This is a genomic window from Hyphomonas sp. (genome assembly GCF_022844445.1).
Taxonomy (GTDB): Bacteria; Pseudomonadota; Alphaproteobacteria; order Caulobacterales; family Hyphomonadaceae; genus Hyphomonas.
Genome location: NZ_JALHLS010000006.1, coordinates 62,430 through 80,505, shown reverse-complemented (window position 1 = coordinate 80,505; position 18,076 = coordinate 62,430). Strand labels below are relative to the sequence as shown.

18 protein-coding genes are annotated in these 18,076 nt (G+C 64.7%); 8 read left to right on the top strand and 10 right to left on the bottom strand.

Features of this window, described 5'->3' with window-relative positions; all coding sequences use genetic code 11:
- Positions 1-7: 7 nt before the first annotated feature.
- On the top strand, positions 8-823 hold the full coding sequence (locus Q0C17_RS08715) for a DUF2306 domain-containing protein (protein WP_291204517.1): 816 nt from the start codon (positions 8-10) through the stop codon (positions 821-823).
- 4 nt (positions 824-827) lie between these two features.
- On the opposite strand, the gene Q0C17_RS08710 is transcribed toward Q0C17_RS08715, so the two are convergent.
- Positions 828-2,936, bottom strand: coding sequence for a lytic transglycosylase domain-containing protein (locus tag Q0C17_RS08710; protein ID WP_291204514.1), 2,109 nt, complete (start codon positions 2,934-2,936; stop codon positions 828-830).
- 108 nt (positions 2,937-3,044) lie between these two features.
- On the opposite strand from Q0C17_RS08710, the gene dapA reads away from it, so the two are divergent.
- Both dapA and smpB read left to right on the top strand, forming a co-directional pair.
- Entirely contained in the window at positions 3,045-3,926 is an 882-nt protein-coding gene (gene dapA, locus Q0C17_RS08705) for a 4-hydroxy-tetrahydrodipicolinate synthase (RefSeq protein WP_291204511.1), read from the top strand.
- Between the two features lie 52 nt (positions 3,927-3,978).
- Positions 3,979-4,419, top strand: coding sequence for an SsrA-binding protein SmpB (smpB, locus tag Q0C17_RS08700; RefSeq protein WP_366914793.1), 441 nt, complete (start codon positions 3,979-3,981; stop codon positions 4,417-4,419).
- On the opposite strand, the gene Q0C17_RS08695 is transcribed toward smpB, so the two are convergent.
- Genes Q0C17_RS08695 through Q0C17_RS08675 form a run of 5 tightly spaced genes read right to left on the bottom strand, consistent with a single transcriptional unit; the run spans position 4,416 to position 9,517 of the window.
- Positions 4,416-5,459 (bottom strand): alcohol dehydrogenase family protein, encoded by a 1,044-nt coding sequence (locus Q0C17_RS08695; RefSeq protein ID WP_291204504.1) that lies wholly within the window; start codon positions 5,457-5,459, stop codon positions 4,416-4,418. The genes smpB and Q0C17_RS08695 overlap by 4 nt on opposite strands.
- A gap of 23 nt (positions 5,460-5,482) precedes the next feature.
- Entirely contained in the window at positions 5,483-6,502 is a 1,020-nt protein-coding gene (locus Q0C17_RS08690) for a phosphotransferase family protein (protein WP_291204501.1), read from the bottom strand.
- Between the two features lie 27 nt (positions 6,503-6,529).
- Complete coding sequence (locus Q0C17_RS08685) at positions 6,530-7,192, bottom strand: uracil-DNA glycosylase (protein ID WP_291204499.1); 663 nt, start codon at positions 7,190-7,192, stop codon at positions 6,530-6,532.
- The gene (locus Q0C17_RS08680; protein ID WP_291204496.1) at positions 7,182-9,098 is read right to left on the bottom strand and encodes a gamma-glutamyltransferase; all 1,917 of its coding nucleotides are present in this window, start codon (positions 9,096-9,098) and stop codon (positions 7,182-7,184) included. Before Q0C17_RS08680 ends, Q0C17_RS08685 begins: the two co-directional genes overlap by 11 nt.
- Positions 9,095-9,517 carry a TIGR02301 family protein gene (locus Q0C17_RS08675; RefSeq protein WP_291204493.1) on the bottom strand — a complete coding sequence of 141 codons (423 nt, stop codon included), beginning with the start codon at positions 9,515-9,517 and terminating at the stop codon, positions 9,095-9,097. Before Q0C17_RS08675 ends, Q0C17_RS08680 begins: the two co-directional genes overlap by 4 nt.
- Positions 9,518-9,577: 60 nt before the next feature.
- On the opposite strand from Q0C17_RS08675, the gene Q0C17_RS08670 reads away from it, so the two are divergent.
- The 3 genes from Q0C17_RS08670 (at position 9,578) to Q0C17_RS08660 (ending at position 12,770) form a co-directional block, all read left to right on the top strand.
- Positions 9,578-10,492, top strand: coding sequence for a D-2-hydroxyacid dehydrogenase (locus Q0C17_RS08670; protein WP_291204490.1), 915 nt, complete (start codon positions 9,578-9,580; stop codon positions 10,490-10,492).
- A gap of 19 nt (positions 10,493-10,511) precedes the next feature.
- On the top strand, positions 10,512-11,693 hold the full coding sequence (locus tag Q0C17_RS08665; RefSeq protein ID WP_291204487.1) for a PQQ-dependent sugar dehydrogenase: 1,182 nt from the start codon (positions 10,512-10,514) through the stop codon (positions 11,691-11,693).
- 69 nt (positions 11,694-11,762) lie between these two features.
- On the top strand, positions 11,763-12,770 hold the full coding sequence (locus tag Q0C17_RS08660; protein ID WP_291204484.1) for a magnesium transporter CorA family protein: 1,008 nt from the start codon (positions 11,763-11,765) through the stop codon (positions 12,768-12,770).
- Here Q0C17_RS08660 and Q0C17_RS08655 read toward each other — a convergent pair.
- The 3 genes from Q0C17_RS08655 to Q0C17_RS08645 form a co-directional block, all read right to left on the bottom strand.
- Positions 12,767-13,042, bottom strand: a complete 276-nt coding sequence (locus tag Q0C17_RS08655) for an alpha/beta hydrolase (RefSeq protein WP_291204481.1) — start codon at positions 13,040-13,042, stop codon at positions 12,767-12,769. The two genes, Q0C17_RS08660 and Q0C17_RS08655, sit on opposite strands and share 4 nt — an antisense overlap.
- Positions 13,043-13,148: 106 nt before the next feature.
- The gene (locus Q0C17_RS08650; protein WP_291204479.1) at positions 13,149-15,101 is read right to left on the bottom strand and encodes a potassium transporter Kup; all 1,953 of its coding nucleotides are present in this window, start codon (positions 15,099-15,101) and stop codon (positions 13,149-13,151) included.
- A 165-nt stretch (positions 15,102-15,266) separates the two neighbouring features.
- The gene (locus Q0C17_RS08645) at positions 15,267-16,250 is read right to left on the bottom strand and encodes a nitronate monooxygenase (RefSeq protein ID WP_291204476.1); all 984 of its coding nucleotides are present in this window, start codon (positions 16,248-16,250) and stop codon (positions 15,267-15,269) included.
- A gap of 209 nt (positions 16,251-16,459) precedes the next feature.
- Between Q0C17_RS08645 and Q0C17_RS08640 the strand changes: the two genes are divergently transcribed.
- On the top strand, positions 16,460-16,696 hold the full coding sequence (locus Q0C17_RS08640) for a hypothetical protein (RefSeq protein WP_291204473.1): 237 nt from the start codon (positions 16,460-16,462) through the stop codon (positions 16,694-16,696).
- 162 nt (positions 16,697-16,858) lie between these two features.
- Positions 16,859-17,128, top strand: coding sequence for a hypothetical protein (locus tag Q0C17_RS08635; RefSeq protein ID WP_291204470.1), 270 nt, complete (start codon positions 16,859-16,861; stop codon positions 17,126-17,128).
- 131 nt (positions 17,129-17,259) lie between these two features.
- Here the strand turns inward: Q0C17_RS08635 and Q0C17_RS08630 are convergent, their stop codons facing one another.
- Positions 17,260-18,045: an SDR family oxidoreductase gene (locus Q0C17_RS08630; RefSeq protein ID WP_291204467.1), complete on the bottom strand. Its 786-nt coding sequence runs from the start codon at positions 18,043-18,045 to the stop codon at positions 17,260-17,262.
- Between the last annotated feature and the right edge of the window lie 31 nt (positions 18,046-18,076).

Genomic DNA, 18,076 nt, shown 5'->3' with positions numbered 1-18,076 from the left:
AACTCGAATGACAGATGCTCTCGCCGCGCGCCCGGCAGGGCGCAGGAACGTTGCCGATACAGCGCTGAACAGCGCCGCAACACTTTGGTTTTGGGTGACGTTTGCGGGGCAGGCCGCGTTCCTCTATTTCATCGCGGCGTTCTATGGGCCGTCGACCCTGTCCGGAAACTTTGCGGATTGGGACCGCAATCCGTTTCTCTCGCATGGGTATGTCGCCGGAGACGCGATGGGCAATGTCGCTTTTGCCGCGCATGTACTGATGGCAATGATCGTGGTGCTGGGCGGGATGCTGCAACTCGTGGCGCAGGTGCGCCAGCGCGCCCGGTGGCTGCACCGGTGGAACGGGCGGATATTTCTCGTCATGGCAATGCTGGTCGCCGCGACCGGGCTGGTGATGGATGTGTCGCGGGAGATTGCGCATGAGGGCCTCGCGTCGAACTTTGCGATCAGCCTGAACGGTGTGCTTGTTCTGGTGCTGGGAACGCTGACCTGGCGGGCGGCGGCGGCGCGCAATTTTGCCAGCCACCGGCGCTGGGCGCTGCGTACGTTCGTGGTGGTCAACGGTGTGTTCTTCCTGCGGATGATGATGTTCGGTTACATCATCCTGGCGCGGGCGCCGCCCAGCGACGCGTGGTTCCATGTGCTCGGCTTTCTCTCCTACCTGCTGCCGCTGGCGATGATGGAACTCTACATCCGCGCGAAGGAGGGTCCGGCGCCTGCGCGGTTTGCCATGGCCGGCGCGGTGCTGGCCGCGGCGGCGTACACAGCGGCGGGCGTCGTGGGCTACAGCCTGATCTTCGTGCAGCAGGCGCTGAACGCCTGATGCGTCAGCGGCGGCCGCGTTTCAGATCGTCGCTGAGCTGTATGTCTTCGGGCTCGCCGGTGAGGCGGTGGCGGTAGACCTGGATGTTCTCCAGGACGCGCTGGATGTAGTTGCGCGTTTCGGAGAAGGGCACGAACTCCACCCAGTCAATCGGGTCGATCTGGCCGGTGCGCGGGTCGCCGTAGTCGCGCACCCACTGGTTGGGGCGGGACGGGCCGGCGTTGTAGGCGGCGGCAGTCATGATGTAGCTGCCGTTGAACTGGTTCAGCAGCGTGTCGAGGTGCAGGCCGCCAAGGGTCATGTTGTAGCCGGGATCCGAGGTCAGCCAGGACTGCTCGTAGGGCATGCCGCGCAGGCGCGCCTCATTGCGGGCGGTCGCAGGCATGAACTGCATCAGGCCGCGCGCGCCGACGGGGCTTTGGGCATTGGGGTTGAACTCGCTCTCCTGGCGCGTGATGGCGAGGACGAAGGCGCGCTCGACCTGAGGCTTGCGGCTGATAGCGGGGCTGAGCACCGGATAGGCGGCGCCGGGGGCCACGACACCGCGCTGGAGGCCGGCTTTGCCTATGCGCACGCCGACTTCGGGGCTCGTATACTTCGCCGAGAGGCTCGCCAGCATTTCGTAGTCGACCGGCTGTTCGAGCTGGTCATCGAGGAAGAAGGCGAAGTGGCGGAAGCTTTCACGTTCGCCGGCCTCGCCGAGGAGCTGCATCGCCTGCACAATCGGCATGGCGTTGAAGCGGGCGAGATCTTCCGCCGACGGAAGGGGCGGCGCGCCGAGGGTGACCTTCTTGTCGCCGATCCGTTCGGAGGCGAGTTGGCCGTAATAGGTAAACTTGTGGGTCGAGGCAGCGCCATAGGCGGCGAGAGCGGGCTCGCTCTGGCCGAGGGCGTCGCGGGCGCGGCCGGTCCAGTAATAGCCGCGCGCAAGGCTGACCGGGCTGGAGACGCCGGCTGTCATCGATTCGAAGTGGCCGAGGCTGCGCGTGGCGTCCCCGTTGAGGCGCAGTGCGATCCATCCGGCGAGCCATTCGGCGTCGGCAAAGTCTGCGCCGGCATTCATGCCGTGCGGGGCAGCCAGCTGGTAGGCGCGCGTGTAGTTGCGAAGTTTCAGTTCCTCGCGCGTGGCAATGGCGCGCTCGTCCCAGAGCCTGCCCCGGCCGGCGGCGGGCACGTCCTTGCCGTCAATCTGGCGCAGGAGATCCGTGACGCCGTCGACTTTCTTCTGGCGGCGCCATTTGGCGCGCTCATAAAGGAGGCCCGGGTGCGCCTGCAGGTGCGCCGGCACGGCGTTGATGGCGGCATCGACCGTGCGCGCTTTCTTTGCCAGCGCGATTCGGGCGTCGGCTAGCTTGCGATGGTCGGCGTTGAGCTGGGGCTTGAGCGCTTCGGCAGCACTGGTCTGACCGGTCCAGAGCAGGAAATCGACGCGGGCGCGGTGATCCTCCTGGCTGAGCGTCTGTCCGTACCGGGCGAGCACGATCCGCTGCAGGTCACTGTCGAGCGTGTTGTTGCGCCAGACATCCTTGATGACTTCATCGGCGCGCGTGCGGTTGCCGGTTTCACGAAGGGCGTTGGCGAGGGCGACTTTGCCCGCGCCGGTGGCCGGGCCGGACTTTTCCAGCCAGGCCACGCGGGCTCTGGCGTCGAGCGCCGAAAGTTCGATGATCTCCTCGGCGCGTTGGCGCATCTTGGAGGTCTGCGGCCAGCCGTCGAGCAGGGTGAGGGCGTGGTCCAGTTCGTCGAAGGTCATTCCGGGCACGCCTTCGCTGGCGCGCTTCCACATGATCAGGTTTTTCAGGACCGGGTCCGGCGCATTGTACTGGAGGCTCGACAGCTCCGACCACTGGCTGCGTTCCGCCGCACTGAGGGCGCGCGACAGGTAAAGCACGCTGGCAGATTTCTGGGCGAGGGCTGGGGCGGGCGCGGAGGTGGTAAGCGCAGGGCTGGCCGGCGTGGCCGTGTTAACGCTCAGGACCGGGGCCGGGGCGACAGGCACAAGGTTTTTGCCCGGCTTCAGGCTCGGCGTTTCGGGGGCAATGGCGCCCGCGCTGCTGGTGACCAGCGCCGCCAGCGACACAAAAACTGCGAATCTCCGGGCAAGTGTCATCATGGCCTATGTTTATTTCTGTCTCAAAGCGTGACAATCCAACCTTAGCAGCCTAGCACGCATATCCCACGAATTCCTGAAACGAATCCCTGAAAAGCAGGCAATATCAAGATGTTTTCCGGCTCCATTCCCGCGCTCGTCACACCTTTCCGGAATGGTAATGTGGACAGGGACGCCTTTGCCGCGCTGGTCGAGCGCCAGATCGCCGGAGGCTCCGCAGCGTTGGTACCCGTGGGGACGACGGGCGAAACGTCGACACTGTCTACTGAAGAGCACAAGGCGGTCGTTTCACTTTGTGTTGAGGTCGCCGCCGGACGGGTCCCGGTGATTGCGGGCGCGGGCTCGAACGCGACCGATGAGGCGATCGACCTGGTACGCCATGCCAAGGCCGTGGGCGCGGACGCCGCGCTGGTCGTCTGCCCCTATTACAACAAGCCGAATCAGGCGGGCCTGTTCGCGCACTTCAAAGCGATCAATGACGCCGTGGCGCTGCCGGTGTTCCTCTACAATGTGCCGGGCCGCACGATCGTCGATCTGATGCCCCAGACCGTGGCGGCGCTGGCGGCGCTGCCGAACATCATCGGCATCAAGGACGCAAGCGACGAGATGGAGCGCGTGGCACTGCACGCCCACCTGATCGGGCCGGACGAGCAGTTCATCCAGCTTTCGGGCGAGGATTCGAGCGCGCTGGCGCACCGGGCGATGGGTGGGTCAGGCTGCATTTCGGTGACGGCGAACGTCCTGCCGGAGGCCTGCGCCGCCATGCATGCCGCGTTCGATGACGGCGACCTTGAAACCGCGCGCGCCATCAACCAGCGGCTCGTGCTGCTGCACCGGGCGATGTTCTCGTCTCCTTCGCCGGGACCGGCGAAGTATGCGCTGTCGCGGATGGGTCTCTGCGCTGAAGACGTGCGCCTGCCGATCACGCCGCCGGACGCCGAGGCGCGCGCACAGATCGATGCGGCGCTGCGCCATGCCGGCGTGAATATCTGAAATCATGGCCACCAAGCCGAAGACCCCAGCCGTCAAAGGCCGCACTGACGGGATGGTCGCCGAGAACCGGCGCTCCCGCCGCGAGTATGCCGTGGAGGATACGCTTGAGGCGGGCGTGATGCTGGTCGGCTCGGAAGTGAAATCCCTGCGCGATGGCAGAGCGAACATCGCAGAGGCCTATGCTTCGGTGGAGCAGGGCGAGCTCTGGCTGATCAATGCCGAAATTCAGACTTATGGCGGGGCAAACCGTTTCAATCACGAGCCGCGCCGGAAGCGCAAGCTGCTCGTCTCGAAGCGGCAGCTGGCAAAGCTGTCGCAGGAAGTGGACCGGGCGGGGCGCACGATCGTGCCGCTGAAGCTCTACTTCAACGATAAGGGCCGCGCGAAACTGCTGATCGGCGTCGCCACCGGCCGCAAGGCGCATGACAAGCGTGAGAACGAAGCCAAGCGCGACTGGGCGCGCGACAAGGCGCGGATTCTCAAGGGCGGCTAAAGCCCCAGATCAAACACCATCTTCATCGCGCCGTCGGCCCGGCGGTCGAACAGGTCGTAGGCGCGTACGCCGTCCGAGAGCGGAAGATTGTGCGTGATATAGCGTTCCGGCTTGAAGCGCCCCGATTGGACCAGCGGGATCAGCTCCGGCCATTCCTGCGGGACCGAACATGTCCCGATACGGAAGGTCAGGCCCATTCCGAAGGCCTTGGACATCGGGAACTCGAACGTTCGGTCCTGCGCGACACCGACAACCGAGACCGTGCCCCGCTTGCCGGAGAGGCCGAGCGCGGCGCGGATGGTGGCCGAGTGGCCGACCGCTTCGATGACGCTGTCGCACATGCGGCCGCTGGTGGCGTCCTGAATGATCTCGCGGGCATGGGCCGGATCGGGTGTCTCGAGGCCAATGGCACGGCCGGCGGCGCGGCGATCCTCCACGAGGTCGATGCCGAAGACGCGCGCGGCGCCCATGATGAAGGCCGCTTCCGCCGCGAGCAGGCCAATGGGGCCGAGGCCAACGACCGCGACGGTCGAGCCGCGCTGGATGTCGGCATTGCGCGCGCCGAACCAAGCGGTGGCGAGCGCATCGGTCATCATGAGCGCTTGGTCGGCGGTGATGCCGTCCGGAATCTTCTGGGCGTTGAAGTCGGCGGCGGGAACACGAACGAATTCAGCCTGGCAGCCCTGTAGCCGGGACGAGAGACCGTAGCAGCCGGCGGCGTTGTTGGCGCATTTGTTGACGACGCCCGCAAGGCAGGCGCGGCACTGGCCACAGCCGACGGCCGCCGAGATCATCACCTTGTCTCCGGTCTTGAGCTGACGCACGCCGCGCCCGGCCTCGACGACCTCGCCGACCGCCTCGTGGCCGACGCAGTAGCCGGTATCTTCGGAGAAGGTTTCGCCATGATAGATGTGCAGGTCGCTGCCGCAGATGGCGCACTTGTCGACCTTGATGATCGCGTCGCGGTCATCGTGCAGTTCGGGGTCCTTCATCGTCTCGTAGGCGATGTCGCGCGGGCCGCGGTAGACGAGGGCTTTCATGGAACGTGTCCTTTATGCGGGGCTTAGCTGATCCAGCGGTTGGCGCGTTCGAGCAGGCCGATGGTGCTGGCGTGGAGCTGGTCGCCCGTCGCTTTCGGGGCTTTCCCGGCACAGGCGCGGGCGTAGGTCCCCTCGAGGATGATGCCCAGCTTGTAGCAGGCGAGCACGCCGTACCAATGGATGTGCAAGAGGTCGCGTGTGGTCTGTTTCGCGTAATGTGCGACGAGTTCGTCCGCAGACGGAAAACCTGTCCAGGGCGTGACGGAGACGGTGCCGGTGTTGCCTTCCGGCCAGGTGGCGAGCAGCCAGCCGAGATCGAGCAGCGGATCACCGATGGTCGTCAGCTCCCAGTCGACGATGGCGGCAAGGCGCGGCGCATCGAAGCGGTACATGACATTCGCGAGGTGATAGTCGCCATGGATGATCCCGGGCTGGAATGTACCTGGCCGGCGTTCTTCAAGCCAGCGGCTGACCCCGGCGATGTCCGGCAGGTCCTTGAGGCCGTCCCATTCGGGAAACTCGGCGTAGGATTCCAGCTGCGCCTTCCAGCGGCTTACCTGGCGCTCGAGATAGTTGTCCGGCTTGCCAAGGCCGGTGAGGCCGAGGGCGACATAGTCCTGCGCGCCGAGAGCAGCGATGCCGTCGACGAGGGAGAGGCCCATCTGGTGGCGCAGGTCCGGCGAGGACGCGAAAGGCTCCGGCAGGCCGGAAGTGGCGTTGAAGCCGTCGATGGGCTCCATCAGGTAGAAGGCGGCGCCAAGGACGGCCTCGTCCGGGCAGGCGGCGATCAGCTCCGGGTGCGGAACATTTGTGCCTTTGAGGGCCGCGAGAACCCGCGCCTCGCGGCGCATGGTCTCGTTCGAGTTGGCGCGCAGCACCGGAGGCGGGCGGCGCAGCACATAGGCGCGCCCCGAACGAGAGAATTTCAGGAGAATGTTCTGCGTGCCTCCGGCCAGGCGCTGGACGTCTTCCAGCGGGCCGGCGCCAAGGCGTTCGGTATCCATCCAGGCCGAGAGGGCGGCAAGATCAACGGGCGTTTCCATTGCGCCAGAGTGGCGAATGCGCCGGGTTTAGCCAAGGGCTTCCTTCGCGGAAGCAAAGACGGCCTCGAACATCTCCGCTGTCAGGCGCCCGGTATTCGTGTTGTAGCGCGAGCAGTGATAGGAGGAGAGGAGCGTGACGGGCCGTCCGCTCACGGACACTTGGTAGCGTGTGCCGTGGCCGAAAGGATGGGGGCCGAGTTTCAAGCCGAGCGCGCGCAGCGTGGAATCATGGCTGATCTTGCCGAGGCACACTATGACCTTCAGCTTCGGCAGCGCGGCGAGGCGCGATTGCAGGAAGGGGCGGCAGGTGTTGATCTCCTCGCCTACCGGCTTGTTCTCCGGCGGCACGCAACGCACGGCATTGGTGATCAACGCGCCGGTCAGTTTCAGGCCGTCGCCGGGGTCGGCGGCATAGGTGCCTTTGGAGAAGCCGAACTTGTCGAGGGTAGCGTAGAGCAGGTCGCCCGCCCAATCGCCGGTGAAGGGCCGACCGGTGCGGTTGGCCCCCGTGACGCCCGGTGCGAGGCCGACGATGACCAGCTCGGCCGTGTCGCTGCCGAAGCTCGGCACGGCGCCGTTGAACCATGTCGGCTCCTTTGCGCGGATGGCCTCGCGGTAAGCGACAAGGCGGGGACAGAGTGGACAGTCGCGGGGCGCTTCGGGCGGCGCCGCGAGGGCCTTAGTACCCATCCGCGCTGCCGTCCTTGCGCATTTCGGTGGCGGCGATCCAGGCGCCGGAGTTGAAGTCGCGCATGATCGCCTGGTAGCCACCATAGTTGGCTTCGCAGCAGGTAACGCTGTAGCCGCGCGCCTGCAGTTCGGCGGCGGCGTCCGAGAGGCCGCGTTCGAGCATTACCTTGCCGGTGCCGACATCGCAGTCCGCTCCAAGACCATCGGTCGGCTCGCAGCCGCCATCATGTTCCCAGCGCGCGGCGTCGCCCGCTTCCTGCAGGCCCATGCCGAAATCGACGAGGTTCGTGATGATCTGCACATGGCCCTGCGGCTGCATTGCGCCGCCCATCAGACCGAAGCTGAGCCACGGCTCGTAGGGGCAGGCGAGTTCCGGCGCGGTGGCCCGCACCTGGCAGCCCGGAAGGTCTTTCTTGAACGCAAAAGCGGGGATGATCGTGTGGAAAGGGCGCTTGCCGGGGGCGAAGACGTTCGGATGATTGGGGTCAAGGCTGAACAGCTCGCCGCGGTCCTGGAACATGAAGCCGAGCCCGTCCGGCACGAGACCGGAGCCCATACCGCGATAGTTTGACTGGATGAGGGAGACCATCATGCCGTCTTTGTCCGTAACGGTGAGGTAGGTCGTGTCGCCGTCGCGCAGGGCGGCATCCGTGATCTCCGTACCCGGAGCTACGGAAGGGGCGGCCTTCTTCACGTCGATCAGCTGGCCGCGTTTCGCATTGTAGCCGGGCGCGACGAAGATAGACGGGTCAATGCCGGAGAAGGCAGCGTCCGAATAGCCGAGCGCACGGTCAGCGAAGGCGAGTCGCTTGGCTTCGATCATGGCGGTCAGGGCATCGGGCGATCCGAAGCCCATGGACTTAAGGTCGAAACGCTCCAGCATCTCGAGCATCTGCAAGGCGGCAACGCCTTGCGTGTTCGGGCCGAGTTCGCAGACCTTCACTTCGCTGCGATATTCGACGCAGATCGGCTCGACCCATTCGCCCGTGTGGGCGTTGAAGTCGTCATAGTCGAGCTTGCCGCCGATGCGGCCGAGATAGGCGGCCATATTCTTGGCCATGATGCCCGTGTAGAATTCGTTGCGGCCCTTCTTGCCGAGGATTTCCAGCGTGTTTGCAAGGTCCGGATTGCGGAATAGGGAGCCGGCAACCGGCGCGGGGCTGAAATAGAGTTTCCTGGCATTGTCGAATTCTTCCAGTTCGCCGCGCGCGAACGCCGGCGCGAAGCGGCTTTCCCCGCGCGACCAGTACCAGGCAATCATCTCCGGGATCGGCGCGCCTTCTCGCGCGTACTTAACGGCAGGCGCCAGATTGTCCGCCATCGGACGTTTGCCGAACTTGCCATGCAACGCGAACCAGCCATCGACGGCGCCGGGGACGGTGACGGTGATGGTGCCATAGGAGGGGAGCGACTTGCCGTCCTTGAACTGGTCGGCTTTGGCCTGCGCATCGGCAAGGGTCGCGTCCATCGCGGAGCGCCCCGAGCCGTTATAGCCGTAGAGCTTCGCGGTCTTCGGGTCCCAGACGATGGCGTAGAGGTCGCCGCCGATGCCGTTGCCAGTGGGCTCGACAAGGCCCAGCATGGCGTTGGCGGCAATGGCGGCGTCGACCGCCGAGCCGCCGGCTTTGAGTACGTCCAGCGCCGTCTGTGTTGCCAGCGGATGAGCGGTTGCGGCGGCGCCGTTCGGGGCGACGACGGCTGAGCGCGAGGCGATCGGACGGCCCGCTTCAGGGCGCTGGCCGAGTTTCGGGTAGGCGTCATTGTCCAGCACCGGGCCCGGCATCGGCGCCGCTTGCCGGTCGAGCGGGATGGCAACAGCCGGCATCTCGGGCGGCGGCGTTTCAAGCAGTGCGCAACCGGTCAGGAATAGGGCGCTGAGGCTGCCCGCAATCGTGGTGCGTATCATTCAAAACCCCTGCCGCTGCGTTCCCGTTTCGGAAAATAGTGTGTGGCCATGCGCGTGGCGATTTCCTTGCCGCGGTCCGCATAGCGCGCTTCGGCGGCCACCGCCTGACTGTCGCAGATCCGGTAGTCGTCGCTCGTGTCCGAAAAACCATCATTGAAGGCGCGCACCAGCGAGGAGCGCAGCTCGCCCGAATCAGGGGCCTCATAGGCCAGCATGTCGGCCATGTAGCGGCGCCAGTACTGGTCGTCCCGGCCGTTGCAGCGCACGCGGATGGCGTGCGCGGAGCCGAGAATGCCCGCCAGGTCGGCGGCATCGCGGAAGTAATCCGGGCCGCGCGGGGGCAGGCCGGACTGCGCGACGCTTGTGCCACTGCCCAAGGCAAGGCTAAGCACGAGGGCATGAAAACATGTCTTCTTCATGCGCGGACTTTCGCCCGCCTTCGCCCGCGGCTCAAGGGGTTGGAAGCCGCTGTCCGTTTCGTGACCATCGATGATGCCGGCAAGGCCCATGACGGATGGACCAGCGAGGCGCTGGATGCCCTGCCGCCACTGGACATTGCGTTCGGCAATTCCGACGGGTTCTATTCGCCTGCGGTTCGGGAGTTCATGACCGGGATCCTGAAAAGTCCGTCGCTGGACTGGTTCCAGTCGGCAGCAGCCGGCATCGAGAACCCGGCGCTGGTGATGATCGGCCAGAAGGCGCGGCTTTACACGACGAATCACACACAGGCCGAAGCGATGGCGGAATGGGCGCTTTGGCAGGCGCTGGATTTCCTTCGCAATGGCCCCCGACACAGGGCCTTGCAGGCCGAGGGAGCCTGGAAGCGGACGAAGGCGCGGGAGATCAGGGGTTCGCTCTGGCTGGTGGTTGGCTACGGCTCGATCGGGCAGGCGGTCGGGCGCCGTGTGACGGCCCTGGGCGGCCAGGTCACGGGCCTGCGTCGTTCGCCGGGGCCAGCCGAAGGCGCTGCGCGGATCGTGGCGCCCTCCGAGCTGATGACCGAGCTGCCGCGCGCAGATATTGTGCTGCTCTGCCCGCCGCATACGCCGGAGACCGAGAATATGGCCGGGGCGGACTTCTTTGCCGCGATGGCGCCGGAGGCGCTGTTCCTGAACCTCGGGCGCGGGGCGCTGGTGGATGAGGCGGCGCTGATGGCGGCGCTGGATGCGGGGCGGCCCGCCTTCGCGGCGCTGGACGTGACACGGACAGAGCCGCTGCCTGAAGGCAGCCCGCTTTGGCGCCACCCGAAAATTTCCATCACGCCGCATGACAGTTCAGAAACGCCGGGAACAGTGGCGGGCGCCGACGAGACTTTTCTCGCAAATCTGGCGCACTATTTAAGCGGCAAGCCTATGAAACATCTCGTTGAACCCGTTGCCTTCCTCGCGGGTTAGTGACCAAAGGAGCTCCATCATGTCCCCTTCCAAATTGATCGCCGCTTCCGTGGCCGCGTCTGCAATTGCCTTTGCCCTGGCCGCTTGTGCGAGCGAGGCGCCAGCGGGCGCAGCCCCTGACCCTGATCGCGGCTTCCGCATAACCGGCACCGACGGCACGGTGCTGCGCGCCGCCGAACTTGCGACCTTCGAAAATCCTTGGGCGATGACCTTTCTGCCGGACGGACGCGCGCTGGTGACCGAGAAGGACGGCGCGATCTGGCTTGTGAACGCAGATGGCAGCAAGGCCGGCACGCTATCCGGCGGACCTGACGTGGACGCGCGTGGGCAGGGCGGCCTGGGCGACATCATCCTGCACCCGGACTTTGCAACGACCGGGCAGGTCTACATTTCGTACGTCGAGCGTGATGCCGACAATTACCAGCTTTCAGGCGCAGCCGTCGAATTGGCGAAGGTGACGTTGACTGCAGGCGGCGGGACCGTCAGTGAGCGGACTGTTGTCTGGCGGCAGTTCGACAAGGTGACCGGTGATGGCCATTATGGCCACCGCCTCGCGGTCTCGCCGGATCGCCACCTTTTCATCACCTCGGGCGAGCGTCAGAAGTTCGCGCCCGCGCAAGACATGGGCTCTACGCTCGGTAAGGTCGTTCGCCTCAATCTGGATGGTAGCATACCGGGCGACAATCCGTTTGCGTCGCAAGGCGGCCCCGCCGCTGAAGTCTGGACGCTCGGTCACCGCAATCCGTTGGGCATCGCCTTCGCATCGGACGGCAAGCTGTGGGTGCACGAGATGGGTCCGGCGCATGGCGACGAGCTCAACCTGATCGTCCGCGGAAAGAATTATGGCTATCCGGAAGTATCAAACGGAAACCACTACGATGGCGGCGACATTCCGGACCATTCGACACGTCCCGAATTTGCTGCGCCTGCCGCCTATTGGGTGCCGGCGATCAGCCCGGCCGGGCTCGATCTCTATGAGGGCGCTCTGTTTGCGGACTGGAAGGGCAACGCCCTGATTGGCGGCCTGTCCGCGCAGGCCCTGGTGCGCGTGGCCATCAATGCTGACGGCACGGCCACCGAGGCTGAGCGTTTCAAGTGGGGCAAGCGGGTCCGCGAGGTTGAGGAAGGCCCGGACGGTGCGATCTACGTCCTGGAGGACAAGGGCGGCGCCCGGTTGCTGCGGCTGACGCCTGCCGGGTAAGCCCGGCATTGCAGGGCGCCGCGACTTGACGCAGACACGGGCGGCAAACCTTTCTCAGGCAGGCCGCCCATGATCCGCACTTACGCCAACCGGTCCGGTCGTTTCGTGCTCGCCGGGGGTGACCTTGCCGCGCTGGACCAGGCGGTCTGGGTCGACCTGCTACGCCCGACGAAGGACGAAGAAGTGGCGGTCGAACGCTCCTTCGGCATCGATGTGCCGACGCTTGAGGAAATGAGCGAGATCGAAATATCGAGCCGCCTGTATGCGGAAGAGAACGCACATTTCATGACGGCGATGATGCTGTCCAATACGGACGGCGACAATGTGCTGATGTCACCTGTGTCGTTCGTGCTTGCCGGAGAACACCTCATTACGCTGCGTTACGAAGAGCCGCGCGCCATTGATGCCTTCGTGGCGCGTTGCCACAAGGCAGGCACGTTCACGGCGGAAGGCCTGATGGCGGGTTTGCTGGAGGGGCTCATTGAGCGCGCCGGCGACGTGCTGGAGCGCACGGGGCATGAACTTGATGGCGTGTCCCGCGAGATATTTGCCATTCCGCCGCCCGTTCCAAAGCAGGCGCCGGTTGCTGCTCTCCTGGCGCCCAAGCCGAAGCCGAAACCGCGCGACTTTCAGTCCGTGCTCGAACAGATCGGCCGCAAGGGCGACCTTCTCTCGAAATTGTATGAAAGTCTCGTATCAATCCAGCGGCTGCTGACCTATGCAACCGCTGCCGCGCAGGCGCGCAAGCTAGAAAAGGACGCCGCGGGGCGGTTCAAGGCGCTGAGCCGCGATGTGCAAGCCCTCATCGACCATGCGGGGTTCCTGACTCAGAAGATCAATTTCCTGCTCGATGCCACGCTCGGCATGATCAACATCCAGCAGACCGGTATCATCAAGATCTTTTCGGTCGCCGCCGTGGTGTTCCTGCCGCCTACGCTGATCGCGTCGATCTACGGCATGAACTTCGACTTCATGCCGGAACTGGCCTGGCCTTACGGCTACCCTTTTGCGGTGGCGCTCATGGTGCTGTCCGCTATCGTGCCCTACCAGTTCTTCAAGTGGCGCGGCTGGCTCTAGGCGCTATTCGGCCAGGAATTCCCGCAGTGGCGCGAGCGATTGGGCGGGTCTTCTTCCATCGGCGCATGGCCGAGGTCCTTACACGCAACGAGGCGGTTGTCCGGCAGGAGCCGCGTATAGCCGGCAGAATTGCTGAATGGGATCAGCCGGTCCTTGCGTCCCCAGAGCAGCAGCACCGGCGCCTTGATCAGCGGCAGCCGCATCACCGGATCCTTCAGCGCCGTCTGTTCCATCCGCGCGAGTACGGCAGCCCGCCCGCCGGGCGCCAGCATCAGGCGCGGTAGCGTTTCGCCGTAACTTCGTTCAGCCGCTTCGGATTGCCATAGCTCGCCGCAAGGTTCAGGCGGATGGCGGATTTCGGAAGTGTGAAGCGCTGGCTCACACGACGATCTGCGCCCCCAGTTCCACAGCGCGGCCGGACGGGATGTGGAAGAAGTCGCTTGCATTCGCCGAGGCGCGCGCCAACGCGATGTAAATCTTGTCCTGCCAGTGCGGCATGCCGCCCTTCTGCGAGGGAAGCACGGTGCGTCGGCCGAGGAAGAAGCTCGTATTCATGATGTCGAACTTCGGCCCGCCAGACTTACGCATCTGCGCCAGAACGCGCGGCACGTTCGGGCTTTCCATGAAGCCAAAGGTCAGCTCTATCGAGACGAAATCCTCACTCAGCTTATGGACGACGGCGCGGCTGCCATCTGGCACGCGAGGCGTGTCGGCAGTCACGACCTTCAGGATCACGTTGCGCTCGTGCAGCACCTTATTGTGTTTAAGGTTGTGCAAGAGAGCGATGGGCGCGGCATCGAGCGTGCTGGTCAGGAACACCGCCGTGCCGCGGACGCGGGCGGGCGGGCCGATCTTCAGTGACTCGATCAGGTCGATCAAGGGCACTGAGTCCCGCCGCGTCTTCGCCATCAGGATTCCGGTGCCGCGCACCCAGGTCAGCATCATGAAGAGCAGGCACCCGCCCAACAGGATCGGGAACCAGCCGCCCGCGAATACCTTCAGGAGGTTTGCGCCGAGGAAGGCCGAATCCACGACAAGGAAGGGCGTGACAATCAACACGGCAAGCCAGGGGCGGAAGCTCCAGAGCTTGGTCATCACGATGTAGATGAGGAAGCTATCGACCATCATCGTGGCGGTCACGGCGATGCCATAGGCGGAAGCGAGGTTGGAGGAGGAGCGAAACACGATGACGAGCGCGATCACGCCGGTCAGCAGCAGCCAGTTGATCTGGGGCAGGTAGATTTGGCCGCGCTGCTCCTCGTTGGTGTAGCGGATCTCGAGGCGCGGCAGCAGGCCGAGCTGGATCGCTTGCTGGGTGAGGGAGAAAGCCCCGGTGATGACGGCCTGGCTGGCGATGATCGTGGCCGCCATGGTGAGCAGCGATAGCGGCACGAGGCCCCAGTCCGGTGCCATCAGAAAGAACGGGTTCTCGGCAAGTTCGGGATGGGCCAGAACCATCGCACCCTGACCGAGGTAGTTCAGCGCAAGGCAGGGCAACACGAAGAACAGCCAGGCGCCGCGGATCGGGCCTTTGCCGAAATGACCCATGTCCGCATACAGAGCTTCCGCGCCGGTCACGCACAGGAAGACCGACCCGAGCACGATAAAGGCTGCTGCGCCGTGCGTGGTGAGAAAGCCGATCGCATAGGCGGGGTTGAAGGCGGCGAAGATGCCAACGTCGTCGCGGATATGCATGATGCCGAGCGCGGCGAGGACGAGAAACCAGACGACCATCAGAGGGCCGAACACGAGCCCGACCTTGCCGGTCCCGCGTGCCTGCGCCGCGAACAGGGCGACGAGAATGCCGATGGCGACAGGCTGCACCCAGTTCGGATTGAAGGCCGGGATGGCGAGGTTGATGCCCTCGACCGCCGACAGAACCGAAATAGCGGGCGTCAACACTGCGTCGCCATAGAACAGCGCCGCGCCGGCGACGCCGAGGAGGAACACCATGGAGGTGCGCCGGCCAATGGCATGCTGCGCCAGCGCCATCAGCGACAGCACGCCGCCTTCGCCCTTGTTGTCGGCCCGCATGATGAAGATGGCGTATTTGATCGTTACCACGAAGATCAGTGCCCAGAGCATCAGGGAGATCACACCGAGCACTTCGGCGCGCGCGAGGCCGTCCTTCATCGCGCCGTGCAGGGACTCGCGGAAGGCATAGATCGGGCTGGTGCCGATATCGCCGTAGACGACACCGGCCGCCCCGACGGCCAGCGCCCAGAACTTGTCCTTGCCGTGCCCATGCGCGGCGGGGGCGTAGGTGTCAGGGGAATGTCCGGGAGGGGGCGACGGGGTGGAAGGCTCGCGAACAGGCGTTGAACCTGTCATTCTTGGCTCCGGCCGTGCCGATCGGATTTATGGAAAAGGCCTCTCCGATCGCGGCGGGGCGCGGCATACGCCTCTTTCGCGGTGGGCGCAATGCGGGCGCTTCAAAGGGAAAAGGCCTGTCCCGCAGGAGCGGGACAGGCCTTTTCCCCCGGTCGGCGTGATGGATCAGACCTTGGCTTTCGCCCGCAGGCTGTTCATCCGGTCGATCGAGGCCTCCGCGTCGCGCATGATGTCGGCAACGATAGCCGCCACCGGCTTTACCTCGCGCACCCCGCCAGCCGACTGGCCCATGGCAAAGCAGCTCGAGTCGGGGTTCAGTTTGGCCTCGTCGGTAATGCCGCCGATGCCGCCGATCACGCCGGTCTGGGTCGAGTGGATCGCCTGGAATGGGAAAGGCTTGATGTCCTGCGGGCGCTGTTCCCAGTCATTAATGTAGTCGTTGGTGCGGCAGCGCATCGGCTTGCCCGAATAGCAGCGCGTGCGGGTCGTGTCGGTGTCGCCGGCCTCGACGACGGCATTCTTGTACATGTTGGCGGCGTGGGCTTCGGCCGAGGCAATGAAGCGGGTACCCATCCAGACGCCTTCGGCGCCGAGGGCTAGGGCGGCGGCAAGGCCGCGCCCGTCATAGATACCGCCGGCCGCAATGACCGGAATTTTGACCGCCTCAACCGCCTGGGCAACCAGCGGCATTGTGCCGACAAGGCCGGTATGCCCGCCGCCTTCGCCGCCTTGCAGGATTACGGCGTCGCAACCGGCTTCCTCGGCCTTGACCGCGTGTTTCACGGCCCCGCCGACCACCATCACTTTCACGCCTGCCGCCTTCAGCCGCGCCATGATGGGCAGGGGCACGCCTAGGCCTGCAACGAACGAATCGGCGCCGCCCTTGATGATGACGTCGACCGATTCCTCGAGGCTTTCGGGGCTGGCGGCGAGCAGGTCCACGCCAAACGGCTTGTCAGTCAGCTCGCGCACTTTCTTCATCTGGCCGGCGATGAACTGGGGCGAAGTGCCCGCCATACCGAGGACGCCGTACCCGCCCGCGTTGCACATCGCGGCGCAGACTTCCGCATAGGAAACCCCGCCCATGCCGGCCAGCATGATCGGATGTTGGACTTTCAGCAGGTCAGTCAGCCGGGTTTTGAGCGCCATGGGAGTCTCCGTTGGGTGTCTTTGGACTGCCTAATCCTTAGGCTGCCGCCCCAAGGTCAACGCAAGAGTCTTTGGAGCAACTGCACAAGGTGTCCTTTTTGGAACAGAATTGCCGCGTATTTGCCGCAATCTGGCCCCGATCAGTGGGCATGAGCGCAGGGTCCGGGGAGAAAACGGCCGGGCAGGGTGTCAAAAGAAGGAAAATCCCAATGACAAAGCTGTTTGCTGGCGCTGCCGCTGCAATCCTTTTCGCGGGTGTCGCGTTCGCAGGTGAACCGGCCCCCGCAACTGAAATCGTGGAAGCTGAAGCCGCTGTCGAAGCGGTCGCAGTGGAAGACGATGGTGAAGCCGAAGCCGTTGAAGTCGAAGCCACCGTTGAGGCCGAAGTCGGCCCGGCGACCGCTGACACCGAAGAAGGCGTTACCGAAGAAGCCGCTCCCGAGTAATCGGAAGCTGGCTTGAAGCTGCCCTTTCCCATAGGCGGGCGAGGGTTTTCTTCAACCGAAGCGAATAGATCGCACAGAACTGAAGAATTAACTTTCAGCAATGTTCAACAGGTGCTAGAGCACCGATCGTTCGCAAGAACACTCAACAGGGGTACTACCATCATGAAAATGCTCGTCCTTGCTGCCGCCGCTGCTTCCGCCCTCGTCCTCGCCGCTTGCGGCGCGACCGAAGAAGCTGCTCCGGCCGCTGAAGAAGTGACCGTCGAAGAAGTGGCTGCTGAAGCTGCTGCAACGACCGAAGAAGCTGTCGTCGAAGCTGTCGAAGCTACGACCGAAGCCACCGACGTTGCCGTTGAAGCAGCGACCGACGCCGTTGAAGGCGCTGTCGCTGAAGCAACCGAAGAAGCAACGACCGAAGCCGCTCCGGAGTAATCTCCCGCGGCCCGGCTTGCCGGCCTAAAAGATAAGGCCGCCTCCTTCGGGAGGCGGCCTTTTTATTTGGCGGAACGGCGCATAAAAAGGGGCGCCGAAGCGCCCCTTCGCATTGATCTGGACTGGCCGAATCAGAACTTCGCGTAGCCGCCATCGATGACAAGCGTGTCGCCCGAGTGATACTTCGAGGCGTCCGAAGCCAGGTAAACCGCGATGCCGCCGAAGTCTGCCGGTTCACCCCAACGGCGAATCGGCACTCGGGTGATGACCTTCGTGGCGAACACGTCATTGCCCTGCGCGCCTTCGGTCATGTCGGTGGCGATCCAGCCCGGCAGAACCGAGTTGGCCCGGATGCCGTAGCGGCCATATTCCACGGCGCACGCATTCATCATGGCGATCAGACCGCCTTTGGTATGGGCATAGGCCTGGTTGCGGCCGGCGCCCTCGATGCCGGCAAGCGAGGCCGTCCCGACGAGGCTGCCACCCGGATCGCCTGCCTTGGCGCGTGTTACCATCGACTTGGCCGCTTCACGCAGCGTGAAGAAGGCGCCCTCGGCGTTGATCCGCTGATTGTAGCGCCAGGTGTCCAGCGTCATGGTCTCGAAGGAGGCCGCGCCGCGGCCGACGCCGGCGTTCGCGATACAGGCGTCGATGCGCTTGAACTCTTCTTCTGCCTCTTTCATCGCCTTCACGACCTGGTCTTCCTCACCGACATCGACGACCCATGCCTTCACCTTGCCCGTGCCAAGCTTGGAGGCGGATTTGACGGCGGCATCATTGTCTGCGGTCTTGCGGCCCCAGATGACGACATCGGCATTGGAGGCGGCCAGCGCCTCGACCATGCCGAGGCCGATACCCTTGTTGCCGCCGGTGACGACGACAACCTTGCCGCTGAGATCAAAGGGTTTGTAAGTCATGTGCGGAAATCCTCCCTGGAAATCTTCTGGT